This is a genomic window from Neolewinella lacunae (assembly GCF_014349155.1).
GTDB lineage: Bacteria > Bacteroidota > Bacteroidia > Chitinophagales > Saprospiraceae > Neolewinella > Neolewinella lacunae.
On sequence record NZ_JACSIT010000097.1, the window covers coordinates 21,007 to 33,674 of the forward strand.

The window sequence follows — 12,668 nt, forward strand, 5'->3', positions numbered from 1 at the left end:
TCGGCCTTAAACAATTATGAAGATTGTGGAGAAGGGGCTTTTAACGACTTCCACGCCCATAAGTTTGCCCAAACTCCGCTGCATCTCAGCCACAGGGAGCGAGGTAGCTTCCTCCTCACCCGCTAATCATCAGCTAGTGCGCGCGGATTCCCACCACGATAAATCAGAGAACGATGCAAAACGAGGTTCCACGCCATTGGGATAGGTGGCTGACGCTCTCCGCTGGCCTGGCCGCTTTCGGGGCCTATTTCTGCATGTATGCCTTTCGCAAACCGTTCACCGTGGCTACCTACACCGACGCGACGGAGCTGGGCGGGCTCGACTTCAAAGTCGCCCTCGTCATTGCCCAGGTTTGTGGCTACGCGCTCTCCAAATTCATCGGCATCCGGGTCATTGCCGGTCTGCACGCCGCGCGGCGCACCAGCCTGTTCATCGGCCTGATGGTGGCCGCCGAGCTGGCACTGGTCGGTTTTGGCCTGGTAGGCAACCACTGGCTGGCGCTGGTCTTGCTCTTCTGCAACGGCCTCCCGCTGGGCATGATCTGGGGCATCGTTTTCAGCTACTTGGAAGGTCGGCGTACCACCGAATTGCTGGCCGCGATGCTCTGTGTCAGTTTCATCGTCAGCAGCGGAGCGGTCAAAAGCGTTGGTGCCTGGATCATGCAAGATTTTTTGGCGCGCACGCAGGTGCAGGAAATGTACTGGATGCCAGCCCTGACCGGGGCCCTGTTTTTCCTCCCCCTCCTGGGCTTCATTTACTGGCTGCAGCGCCTACCGCCCCCAACCTTGGCCGACGCCGAGGCACGCACCCGCCGGGAACCGATGTCGGCCCAGGATCGCCGGCAATTCCTCCGCAAGGTAGGGCCCGGGCTGGCGGGGATTGTGCTCTACTACGTCTTGATTACGGCCTTCCGAGACGTGCGCGACAACTTCGCCGCCGAAATTTGGTCCGCACTGGGCTACGCCGACGCACCGGCCGTTTTTACGCTGGCTGAACTGCCCATTGCGCTCATCACCCTGGGTACCTTGGTGCTGGGTTATTTCGTGAAGGACAACCTTCAAGCGCTCCGCTACTACTACGCCCTGATTGTAGGCTCTACGCTACTGATCATCGTGGCCACCCTGGCCTTTTCCGTCGGCTGGCTCAACGGAGCTTATTGGATGGTGTTGATGGGCCTGGGGCTTTACCTTGGCTACGTCCCCTTGAATGCCATTTACTTTGATCGCCTCATTGCCGCTTTCCGGCAGGTCGCCACCGCCGGATTCCTCGTCTACGTGGCCGATGCCAGTGGATACGCCGGCAGCGTTGGCGTCTTACTACTGAAAAACCTGGGCGGGGTAGAAAGGAGTTGGCTCACGTTTTTCACTACTTTGTCCTACGTAGTGGGGGCGGCGGGCTGCTGCTTCGCCCTCCTGAGTTGGTGGGCCATGGAACGCCGCCTCAAACAAGTTGCCAACCCACCACTGCTGGAATTGCCGCCAACCACCCTCCTGACCACCAGACACTGAACTTCCATTTAAACATCCTTCACGATGCGCACTTTCTTCCTTCCCTTGCTCTTATTGACTTTGGCCAGCACCTGCGTGCGCGCCCAACTGGCGGACCGCCAAACGGAAAACGTCATCCTCATCACTATGGACGGGCTGCGCTGGCAGGAGCTCTTCGGCGGTGCAGTGGATAGTATGATCGCCAACCCCGAACTGACCTCCGACGCAGGTCGCATGAAGGAAGTCTATCTGGCTGACAACCAAGCGGTAAGACGTGCTAAACTCATGCCTTGGTTCTGGGAGACGTTAGCTACCGAAGGCCAGGTCTTCGGCAACCGCTGGGTGGGCAGCAAGGTCAACTGCAGCAACCGCTACTGGTTCTCCTACCCCGGTTACAACGAGATCCTGACCGGCTACGCCGATGGCCGCATCAATTCCAACGATAAAAAGTGGAATCCCAACAAAACGGTGCTGGAGTGGCTCCACGAAAAGCCCGAATTCCGGGGCCGGGTGGCGGCTTTTGGCAGTTGGGACGTCTTCGACTGGATCGTCAACGAGCAACGTAGCGGCATTCCCGTCAATTCCGGCTACAACCAAGCCGAAGGGGAGCGGATTACCGAACGCGAACGCTTCCTGAACACCATCCAGGACCAGTCGCCGCTGCTGTGGGGGAGCGTCCGGCCCGACGTCCTGACCCACCAATTCATGATGGAATACCTGCGCCGCGATCACCCCCGCGTAGTCTACATCAGCTACGGTGAGACCGACGACTTTGCCCACGACGGCAGCTACAACCGCTACCTGGATGCCGCGCACAACACCGACAAAATGTGGCGCGAGCTGTGGGACTTTCTGCAAAGCGACCCCGTTTACGCGGGCAAGACCAGCGTGGTGATCACCACCGACCACGGCCGGGGCGAAAGCCCCATGACGGATTGGAAAAGCCATGGCACCAGCATTCCCGGTGCGGACCAGATTTGGCTGGCCATCATCGGCCCAGATACGCCCGCCAAAGGCATGATCGAAAACGGACCCCAGCTTTACCAACGGCAAGTGGCCGCCACCGTAGCCAGTTTGCTGGGTTACAACTTCCAGGAAGCCAACGAAGATGCCGGGGCTGTTGTACCCGGGGCGGTGAAATAAGGTTGTTGAGCATTAACCTTGAACGGAATATTTCGTGGAGAGAACGGACTTGATCATCATTGGTGCGGGCACGCTGGGCACCTTTCACGCTAAGGCGGCGTTGGAGCTGGGGCTGAGTGTGCGCCTGTGCGAGCGCGATGCAGCGCCGCAGAACGCTTCGGTACGTAATTTCGGGCAGGTCGTTCCTTCGGGCATGACCCCGAAGTGGCAAGCTTTCGGCCGACGGAGCCTGGCGATCTACAAGGCTTTGCAACAGGAAACGGATATTAGCGTGCGGCACCACGGCTCGGTTTACCTGGCCTCGGACCCGGAAGAATGGCGCTTATTGGAAGAATTGTGGGACATCAACCGGGCCAATGGCTACCCCAGCGAATTGCTCAGTCGGGATAAATGTCTGGCGCGCTACCCTGGTCTGCGGGCCGACTACTGCGTCGGCGGCCTGTTCTTTCCAGAGGAAATCACGGTCGAAGCCCGGGAGATGATCCACCGCGTGCTGGCCTACCTCCAAAACCGCTACGCACGCCTGAGCTACCAACCCGGAACGGCGATCAAAGACCTGGAGGTACGTGGAATGGGCGGCGAAACCCACGTTTGGGCCAAGGACACCCGGGGCAATGAGTACCGTGCCGACCGCGCCATCGTCTGTTCCGGCACCGAGTTTAAGCTGCTTTTTCCCGAGCGTTTTGCCGCCAGCGACCTCGTGACCGTCAAGCTACAGATGCTTCAAACAGCCGCTTCCAACGGGCCAGCCGTACCGGGCAACATCCTCACGGGGTTGAGCATCCGCCGCTACGAAGCCTTTGGCGATTGCCCCTCCTGGGCCAGCGTGAAGGCCAGCGAAGACCCTGGGGCCTACTGGAAAAAATGGAGCATCCACATTCTGTTCAAGCAATGTCCCGATGGCTCCTTTATCCTCGGCGACAGCCACGAGTACGCCGCCGCTGCCGCCGCCGACCAACTCGGATTTGATGCCTACTCACCCGTGAACGACTACATGATCCGCGAAGCCCAGAAAATCTTTGCTCTCCCTACTTGGGAGTTGCAGCGGACTTGGACGGGTTACTACGCCCAGTGCGCTACGCAAGACATTTATCACGAGACCATCGACGGGCGGATTCACGTAGTAACGGGCATTGGGGGCAAGGGAATGACGGCTGGCCCGGGTTACGCGGAGGCGCACATCAAGGAATTGTACCCCTCCTAACGCGAGGCTGAGCCCTTGTAATCATCACAGTCAACTGGTCTTCAACGGCTCTTGGAAGGCAGTTCGGTAGTTTTGTAGTTCGGTAATGGGGCATTGTCCAATACCGAGGTAGAAAACTACCGAACTAAAAACTACGGCTATCTAACCATCTGAAAATCAGGGAAAACACCCCAAACCTGACGTTTCCTAATAGCTCTAGCCGCATTTCCAACTACTCGCAGAAAGCAAAAAACGCATGACAAACATTCAACTATTCGTCTTCGATATGGCGGGGACGACGGTCAACGAAGACAACCTGGTCTACAAGACCTTGCACCGTGCCTTCACCAACGGCGGGTTCCCCCAACTAAGCCTGGCGGACGTACTGGAACACGGCGCGGGCAAAGAAAAGCTGCAAGCCACTCGGGATATTCTGGCGGCCATGTATCCTGGGACGCCGGAGTCGGATGCCACGGCGGAAGACCTCCACGCCCGCTTCCGCGAAATGCTGGCGGAGGCCTACGCCCAAGCGGTGGTTACGGCCTATCGGGGCTCAGAGGCTTTCCTGGCGAAATTGCGACTAAATGGTATTGGGGTTGCCCTGAATACGGGCTACGACCGGGCTACTGCAGAACTGTTGCTGCGGAAGATGGGCTGGGCAGTGGGGCAGGAATACGACCACCTGGTAACGGCATCTGACGTAGAGGAAGGAAGACCCCACCCGGCGATGATTTTGCGGGCCATGGAGCTGGCCGGTGTTACTGACCCGCGCATTGTCGCGAAAGTAGGCGACTCCGCCATCGACATTGCCGAGGGCAAGAACGCGGGCTGTGGCTTTACCGCTGGCGTCACGACGGGAGCGCAGACGGCCGAGCAGCTCTGGCGGGCGGCCCCGGATGCGGTGGTGGATGGTCTGCCGGCTTTGCTGGAGGTGCCGATGCTGAAGCATTGCTTTGGCGAGTGAGGCTTTGCTTGCTGAAGCTGCGGCATTACCTCTTGGCGAGACAGGTGGGGCTAAAGTCGCGACTTCGCCTCCCGGTGGGAGAGGTCGGGCCAAAGCCGTGCCAATACCTTCCGGTGGGACAGGTCGGGCTGAAGCCGGAAAGGTGGTCGGGCTAAAGCCGCGACAAGACCTTCCGGTGGGAGAGGTCGGGCTGAAGCCGCGACAATACCTTGCTCCTCAAGGCTTCCTATTCACCTGCGCCCGCGCCCCAAAGAGAGAGAAATTTGCGCACCTGCGCGTGGGGACTTATCTTTGCTTGAAATAAAAGCTAAGTAGATGCAAGGCCTTACTACTGCCCTGATTCTGGTGGACCTGCAGGTTGATTTCATGCCCACGGGGATGCTGCCGGTGGCGGAAGGCGACCGGATAGTGCCGCTGGCCAACCGGCTGATGGGGGAGTACCGGACAGTAGTGGCCACCCAGGATTGGCACCCGGCCGATCACCAGAGCTTTGCCGCCAACCACCCCTGGCGCAAACCCGGGCAGGTAATTGATTTGCACGGCTTGCCCCAGGTGCTTTGGCCCATCCACTGCGTGCAAGGCACCTGGGGCGCGGAATTTGTCTCCGAACTGCGGACGGAAGGCATCACCCAAGTCTTTCAAAAAGGCACCGACCCGACGATTGACAGCTACAGCGGCTTTTACGACAACGGTCACCGCAGGGCAACCGGCCTCGCCGGGTGGCTGCGGGAGCGCAGAATTGAGGAGGTGCACGTGCTGGGCCTGGCTACCGATTACTGCGTAAAATTCACGGCCCTTGATGCGCTGCGGGAGGGATTTCGCACCTGCCTGGTGGTGGATGCCTGCCGGGGCGTGGATTTGGTGCCGGGCGACGTGGACCGCGCCATAGCGGAGATGGCGGCGGCGGGGGTAGTGTTGACCAGCTCTGCGGAACTCCTCGGGTGAAAATAGCTTCAGGTTGAAGGGGAGGCAACGTAGAAATTCGCTCCTTTTCAGATGCTTAGATCACAATGGTTTTTTAGCACTACCGAACTACTGAACTACAGAACTACCTTTTGAAGACCAATTACTGCTGATTATTGCAAGGACTCCACCTCACGTTAATCTAACGTTCCCCGAAGAGCAGGCTCCCGACCCGCACGTGGGTGCTGCCCAGTTGCAGGGCGATGGGGTAATCTCCGGACATTCCCATGCTCAGGGCTAGAAAGTGGGGATTGGCGGCAAAAGCCTTGTTTTTGAGGAAACGGAAGACTTCGGCCAGGCGGCTGAACTCCAGAAAAATCTGCTCGTCGTGGTCGGTGTAGGTGGCCATGCCCATCACGCCCGCAATCGTGGTATGGATAAGGGGTGTGGTATTTAGCTCGGACAAGAGGACTTCGGGCTGTTCTGGATCGAAGCCATATTTACTTTCTTCTTCGGCGATGTGGAACTGCAACAGGACCCGTACCTCACGTCCGGCCAAGCCCGCCTGTTTATCGATTTCCCGCAACAGCCGTACACTATCCACCGCGTGGATGAGGTGAACGAAGGGGACGAGGTCGCGAACCTTATTCCGCTGCAAGTGGCCGATGAAGTGCCAGCGGATGTCTTTAGGCAGGGCCGCCTGTTTTTCGAGGAGTTCGGCGACGCGGTTTTCCCCGAAATCCCGGTGCCCCAGTTCGTAGAGGACCATGATGTCTTCCACGGGGTGGGTTTTGGATACGGCCACCAGATGGGCTCCGGCGGCGTTGACTTCAGCCAGGATGGCGCGGTAATTTGCTGTGTTTACGGACATAATAGCTTTTTGCTAACACTGATTTAGGATTTCCTGGCAAACTAATATACAGGGTGGGGGAGTTGTTTCGTTTATCCCACAAGTATTTACCTAACCGCTGAGAGATGAACTACCGCACCGCAATTAACGATCGCCGCCGTCGCCGCCAGGCCCGCGTTTTTACCGCTCTGATTACCCTTGGTCTGCTGGCCTCCTTTGCCTACGCAGCGGGCCTGCTGGAGCAAGTGCCCGATTTTTTCCGCGAGGCCCCGGCCAAGGAAATCGTGGTCGCTCCCGTAGCCAAAGCCTGAGCCCACGCCGTAGGTTTATCGCAAAAAAAGCCGGCATCTTCCCTGCGGGGGAGGATGCCGGCTTTTTTGTGCACTGGATCCGAGGTTATTGAGGTTGGACCCCTCCGGGGTTGAGGGTGGCTTACTTGACCTCGAAGAGTTCTACGTCGAAGATTAGGGCGGCGTAAGGGGGGATCTTGGGGGCAGAGCCACGGGCACCGTAGGCGAGGTTGTAGGGGATGAAGAAGCGGTATTTGGCGCCTTCCTTCATCAGTTGGACGCCTTCCGTCCAGCCTGCGATGACGCGGTTGAGGGGGAAGGAGATCGTTTCGCCACGGTCTACGGAGCTATCGAAGACGGTGCCATCGATGAGGGTGCCGTGGTAGTGGACCTCTACCGTTTCGGTGGCGGTGGGGGAGGCTCCCGTACCTTCCTTGAGGATCTCGTACTGAAGGCCGGAGCTGGTGACCTTCACTTCGGGGCGTTGGGCGTTGGCGGCCAAAAAGGCTTCGCCTTCCTGGCGGGCTTCCGCACCCTGTGCTTCTTGTTTTTGCTGCATGTAGCGTTGGATCTGGGCGTTGGCCGCTTGGCGGTCCATGGTAGCCTTACCGGCCAAACCTTCCTCAAAGCCTTTGGCGAGTTCGGCGGGGTTGACCTGGTCGAAGCCCTGTGATTTGAGGTTGTCGGAAAGCATAACGCCCAGGGCGTAGGAAATTGAATCCATTTTATTGGAGGGGTTTTGGGCCAACAGCGGCCCCGTGAAAAGGCACAGTAGGGTGCCGAGGGTGAATAGTTTCATCTTTGGTAGTAGGAAATGAAAGGTGGATTGATTCGTCGTTAGGCCACAATGAGGAAGCCATTACTTGGCGATGCGTTGGATGAAGTAACCGATGCCAGAAATAATCAGCAGCATCACTCCGGCAAAGAACAACACGAAAGGTGCGTCGGGGTTGAATGCGCTCACCGTGGCCGGAGGTAAAACGAGGAGTTCGTAGTTCAATTGCACCAGGGCCGTTCCGCCTACGGGGCCGTAGAGGCCGAGGAAAAGTCCGAGGATCAGCGTCGCCGTCCCCAGGGGCATACCGTAGGCGAAAAAGCGGGCGGTGAGATCCATCTTAGCGGCTTTGAGCACCGTGGCCAGGATGGACCAGTGGAAGAACACGGCGAGTAGGGTGACCAGCGTCAGTCCCAGGCGGAACAGCGGGCTTGTCCAGAACCAGTAACTGAGCAGTTGCGGACCCCGCCAGGCCATCACCGCCAGCAGGAAGAGGCAAAGTGTGAGGGAAGGCCGCATGAGCCTGGACCACTCCGTGTGGTAAATCGGGAGGTACAATCGCAAGCCAACGAAATAGAGCAGCCAGAGCCCGGCCATCACGGCGGTAAACAGCGGTGCCACGAGGCTGCCGAAAAGGGCGGCGGTGCCGGCGTTGATGGCGAAGTAGAGCAGGGGCGTAGACCAGTTGCTTTCGCGCAGGCCCCGCCCGTAGAGCAACAGGAGGGTGACGATGAACAGGAGCAAGGCCAGGTATTTTCCGGCGTTGGCCTGGGCGGCAACGGCAAAGGCCCGTTGCAGAAAAGGCGTGGAGACGGCGCGGAGTTCCTGCCGGGCGGCCTGCCAGCGGAGGTAGGCCTGGCTGCCGCCCTGGTCGAGATAAGTGTAATAATCCAGCAGGGCCTCGGCGTCGGGGCGGGTCGCTAAGGCGGTATCGGCACGGGCCTGGAAAAAGCGGCTGGTGTTGAACGTCGAGCCATCGGCCTGGGGCAGGGGTGCGGCCCAGCCGGGGGTCTGCCGTTCCAGCCATTCCCCGAGGGCGTAGTTGACTACGTTGGCGAGCAGCAAACAGGCGATTATGCCGATCAGCCGACTAGACACCCTTCTTAGCCGGTTCGAAGAGGTAGAGCAAATCGCCCAGGCGCTCCTTCAGTTCGGAGCGGTCCACGATGAAATCTAGGAAGCCTTTTTCGAGAAGGAATTCCGAAGTTTGGAATCCGGCGGGCAGTTCTTTTTTGATGGTTTCTTTGACGACGCGCGGACCGGCGAAAGCGATCAGGGCTTCGGGCTCGGCCAGGTTGATGTCTCCGAGCATGGCGTAGCTGGCCGTGACGCCGCCGGTGGTGGGGTCGGTCATCAGGCTGAAGTAGGGCACGCCGGCTTTGGCCAACTGGCTGAGTTTGGCGCTCGTTTTGGCCATCTGCATGAGGCTGAAGGCGGCCTCCATCATGCGGGCCCCGCCGGTTTTGGAGATGATCAGCAGGGGCGTGCGGGAGCTGCGGGCCTCGTCGATGGCAATGGCAATTTTTTCGCCGACCACGCTGCCCATGGAGCCGCCGATGAAGCTGAAATCCATGCAGGCAATGATGATCGGCCGGCGGTTGATCTTGCCTTTGGCCACGCGGATGGCGTCCGTAAGGCCCGTCTTTTTCTGCGCGGCTTTAAGGCGGTCTTTGTAGGATTTGAGGTCGGAAAATTCCAGAGGGTCGGCAGCAGCCATATCGGGCTGGTATTCCTCGAAGGATCCGTCAAAAAGCATTTCGAAGTACTCCGCCGATCCGATCCGGTCGTGATAGGCGCAGTTGGGGCACTTGTAGTGGTTTTCGCGCAGTTCTTTGCGCGTGACCGTTTCGCTGCAGCGCTCGCACTTGTACCAGAGTCCCTCGGGGGTGTCTTTCTTGTTGCGCGTTGCCGTCTGAATGCCGCTCGTAAGCCGCTTAAACCATCCCATATTTCGCAGTTAAATCCGGGCAAAGGTAAGTAAAACTATCGACGCGAGGCGGGCTTTTGTGTGGGCGCGGCCGCAGGTGCTCCCCCCCGACCCCCCGAAGGGGGGAGTTAGTTGGCCCCCCGACCCCCAAAGGGGGAGCAGCTGGGGCGGGGGAGGAGAGGAGGATGCTGTGTGGGTTATGGTGCATGGTCCCCGGTCCCCGGATTACGGACGCTCTGCGGGTTCCCAGTCCACGGATAACGGACGCTCTGCGGGTTCCGACCCCCGGTTAACGGACGCTCTGCGGGTGATGGTCCCCGACCCCCGGATTACGGACGCTCTGCGTCCTACATCCGGGGTTATTAAGGTTGGACCCCTCCGGGGTCAGGGATTTGGCACCCCCATGCACTACTGAACTATGAACTATGAACTATGAACTACAGACCTCCCTAGTCAATCTTCGCTCCCCCCGACCTACCTTGCACCTGCGTTTAGCGCCCAAAAAAAATTGCCAACATGCGCCTTTTGTCTCTCCTTCTGCTGCTGAATACCTCCTTCCTCTTTGCGCAACCTGCGGACTACCCCGCCTTGCTGTCCTTACAACGGCAGGGGGAACTCCGCGACGCCTGGCTGCAGGAACGCGCGAAGACGATTTTGCCCGACCTGCTGCGCCGCGAGGGCATCGATACCTGGGTGATCATCAGCCGGGAATACAACGAGGACCCGGTGCTCAACACGATGCTTCCCAGCAAGTGGATGGGGGCGCGGCGCACCACCATTTTACTGATCCACGATCCCGGACCGGACAAGGAATTGGAGACTTTGGCCTGCGCGCGCTACGCGGTGGGCGACGTCTTCAAGCAGGCCTGGGACCCCGAGGCACAGCCCGACCAGTGGGCCCGCCTGGCCGAACTCATCGCCGAGCGCGACCCGCAAAAGATCGCCGTCAACCGCAGCGAGCACTTTGGCCTGGCCGACGGCATTTCGGCCTACCACTACGAAAAACTCCGCAGCAGCCTGCCCGCCAAGTACCAAGACCGCCTGGTGAGCGGTGAAAAACTTGCCGTGGGCTGGCTCGAAACCCGCCTGCCGGGCGAAATGACCGTCTACCGCCAGGTGATGGCCGTGGCGCACGCCATCATCGAAGAGGCCTTCAGCAACCGCATCATTACGCCCGGCGTGACGACTACGGAAGACGTCGTTTGGTTTATGCGCGAACGTAGCAATAAATTAGGCCTGGAAGTCTGGTTTCACCCCACCGTCGACGTACAGCGCGCCGAAGGCGGGGAGTTGTATGCCTTTAGTAGTCGGCCGGGCAGCACCGTCATTCAACCCGGTGACCTGCTGCACTGCGACTTCGGCATCACCTACTGCGGGCTCAATACGGACACCCAGCACAACGCCTACGTCCTGCGGCCGGGGGAGACGGCGGCGCCCGCCTACTTGGTCGATGCCTTCCGGCAGGGAATGCAGACGATGGACATTTTGACGGACCAATTCGAAAATGGCAAGACGGGCAACCAGTTGCTGGCCGCTGCCCTCGCGGCGGGCAAAGCCGCTGGTCTGCGCCCCACCATCTATACCCATCCCATCGGTTATCACGGCCACGCTGCCGGACCAACCATCGGCCTCTGGGACCAGCAGGGCGGCGTGCCCCACACGGGGGATTACCCGCTGTACCCGAACACCGCCTACAGCATTGAGCTAAACACCCGCGTCTACCTCGACGCCTGGAAAACGGACATCCGCATGATGATGGAAGAGGACGGTTTTTGGGACGGGGAGGGTTTTCGGTACATCGGTGGGCGGCAGGAGGAATTGTATTTGGTGGAGTAGGGGGGGGAGGAGGGTGTTTAAAAATGTGTGTCTGCCATAAAAATCAGACATTGAGTCATGGCAAACGAAAAAGACAAAACATTCGCGGACTTCGAGTCCGACATCATCACCGGCCTCATGTCGGGTAAACCGCTAGGTGGGACCGAAGGAGTCCTCACTGGTTTGATCAAGCATGTGATTGAAAAATCAATGAATGCCGAACTCAGAGAGCACCTTGAACTGGAAGCTAACAACCCTGATGCGCTGCCAAATAAGCGCAACGGTAGGGCTAATAAAAAGGTCAATACCGATTTTGGTCCTACCGAAATTAGTCCGTCCCGGGACAGAATGGGTACTTATGAATCGGCCATCGTTGGCAAATGGCAGCACGACCTGGCACCGAACATGAGCCAACAGATTCTATCCTTGTATGCTCGCGGTAACTCGTACCAAGACATCTCGAACCACTTACATGAGATGTTTGGTCATGTTATCAGCCCTGCCTCGATTACGGGCATTGTCAACGAGGTATGGGACGATGTTCAGGCTTGGCAGAAACGTGCTCTCCAAACTTGTTATGTGGCCGTTTTCATGGACGCTATTCACTTCAACATTCGCTTAGAGGGCAAGTCTACCAGTGTGGCGACTTATCTGTTCTATGGGGTTGATGTACATGGCTACAGAGACATTTTAAGCATGTATACGGGCCGCGGAGCCGAAAGTACTTCCCAATGGTCGGTATTGTTGGCTGACCTCAAGGAGCGCGGTGCGGAGGACATCAAAGTCTTCATTGCTGATGGCTTGCCAGGCCTGGTCGATGCTGTTGGTACTTACTTTCCCGCCAGCCGTTTTCAACGGTGTATCGTACACAAGGTGCGCAACTCCGTCGTCGGGGTGGACTTTAAGGACCGTCGGGAGGTCTGTAAAGACCTTCGATCAGTGTATACCGCTATGGATGAAGACGGTGCGGTAGAAGCCCTCAAGGCCTTTGAGTTGAAGTGGGATAAATACCCACATGTAGTCCGCTTATGGCAAAAAGACTGGACCGAGCTTATGGTTTTCATGAGCTTTGGTCCGCAGATGCGCCGGCTAATTTACACGACCAACGCATTGGAAAACGTCAATCGTCATTTACGCAAAGCGACCAAAAGCAAAGGAAGCTGGCCGTCGACTAAGTCCTTGATGATTCAGGTTTATCTGACGCTCCAGGCGACTAAACCGGCTTGGGCAAAAACGGTCCGTAACTTCGCAGCCGTCCAACGGGAGCTGATGGAAGAATACGGAGAGGAGTACACGAAGTACCTAGAATGCTAGGTGGGCGGCGCGCAGCG

12 protein-coding genes are annotated in these 12,668 nt (G+C 58.4%); 8 read left to right on the forward strand and 4 right to left on the reverse strand.

The genetic code is table 11. From position 1 onward, the window contains the following. Positions 1–173: 173 nt before the first annotated feature. The 5 genes from H9S92_RS09220 (at position 174) to pncA (ending at position 5,722) form a co-directional block, all read left to right on the forward strand. Entirely contained in the window at positions 174–1,508 is a 1,335-nt protein-coding gene (locus tag H9S92_RS09220) for a DUF5690 family protein (RefSeq protein ID WP_187466423.1), read from the forward strand. 24 nt (positions 1,509–1,532) lie between these two features. Further along, the gene (locus tag H9S92_RS09225) at positions 1,533–2,630 is read left to right on the forward strand and encodes an alkaline phosphatase family protein (RefSeq protein WP_187466424.1); all 1,098 of its coding nucleotides are present in this window, start codon (positions 1,533–1,535) and stop codon (positions 2,628–2,630) included. A gap of 34 nt (positions 2,631–2,664) precedes the next feature. Beyond that, positions 2,665–3,834: a TIGR03364 family FAD-dependent oxidoreductase gene (locus H9S92_RS09230; RefSeq protein ID WP_187466425.1), complete on the forward strand. Its 1,170-nt coding sequence runs from the start codon at positions 2,665–2,667 to the stop codon at positions 3,832–3,834. Between the two features lie 235 nt (positions 3,835–4,069). Continuing rightward, a complete protein-coding gene (locus H9S92_RS09235; protein WP_187466426.1) occupies positions 4,070–4,777 on the forward strand; it encodes a phosphonatase-like hydrolase in 708 nt (235 codons plus the stop codon). Between the two features lie 315 nt (positions 4,778–5,092). Further along, complete coding sequence (gene pncA, locus H9S92_RS09240) at positions 5,093–5,722, forward strand: bifunctional nicotinamidase/pyrazinamidase (RefSeq protein ID WP_187466427.1); 630 nt, start codon at positions 5,093–5,095, stop codon at positions 5,720–5,722. A 160-nt stretch (positions 5,723–5,882) separates the two neighbouring features. Here pncA and H9S92_RS09245 read toward each other — a convergent pair whose 3' ends face one another. Continuing rightward, entirely contained in the window at positions 5,883–6,551 is a 669-nt protein-coding gene (locus H9S92_RS09245; protein ID WP_187466428.1) for a YggS family pyridoxal phosphate-dependent enzyme, read from the reverse strand. Between the two features lie 104 nt (positions 6,552–6,655). Between H9S92_RS09245 and H9S92_RS09250 the strand changes: the two genes are divergently transcribed. Beyond that, positions 6,656–6,841, forward strand: a complete 186-nt coding sequence (locus H9S92_RS09250; protein ID WP_187466429.1) for a hypothetical protein — start codon at positions 6,656–6,658, stop codon at positions 6,839–6,841. A 121-nt stretch (positions 6,842–6,962) separates the two neighbouring features. On the opposite strand, the gene H9S92_RS09255 is transcribed toward H9S92_RS09250, so the two are convergent. The 3 genes from H9S92_RS09255 to accD form a co-directional block, all read right to left on the reverse strand. Beyond that, positions 6,963–7,544: an FKBP-type peptidyl-prolyl cis-trans isomerase gene (locus H9S92_RS09255; protein WP_187466433.1), complete on the reverse strand. Its 582-nt coding sequence runs from the start codon at positions 7,542–7,544 to the stop codon at positions 6,963–6,965. Positions 7,545–7,679: 135 nt separating this feature from the next. Next, positions 7,680–8,660, reverse strand: coding sequence for a hypothetical protein (locus tag H9S92_RS09260; RefSeq protein WP_187466430.1), 981 nt, complete (start codon positions 8,658–8,660; stop codon positions 7,680–7,682). Positions 8,661–8,685: 25 nt separating this feature from the next. Further along, entirely contained in the window at positions 8,686–9,543 is an 858-nt protein-coding gene (accD, locus tag H9S92_RS09265; RefSeq protein WP_187466431.1) for an acetyl-CoA carboxylase, carboxyltransferase subunit beta, read from the reverse strand. A 495-nt stretch (positions 9,544–10,038) separates the two neighbouring features. Here accD and H9S92_RS09270 point away from each other — a divergent pair, with 495 nt between their 5' ends. Both H9S92_RS09270 and H9S92_RS09275 read left to right on the forward strand, forming a co-directional pair. Next, entirely contained in the window at positions 10,039–11,358 is a 1,320-nt protein-coding gene (locus tag H9S92_RS09270) for a M24 family metallopeptidase (protein ID WP_187466432.1), read from the forward strand. 57 nt (positions 11,359–11,415) lie between these two features. Next, positions 11,416–12,651 carry an IS256 family transposase gene (locus H9S92_RS09275; protein ID WP_187466352.1) on the forward strand — a complete coding sequence of 412 codons (1,236 nt, stop codon included), beginning with the start codon at positions 11,416–11,418 and terminating at the stop codon, positions 12,649–12,651. Positions 12,652–12,668: the final 17 nt, after the last annotated feature.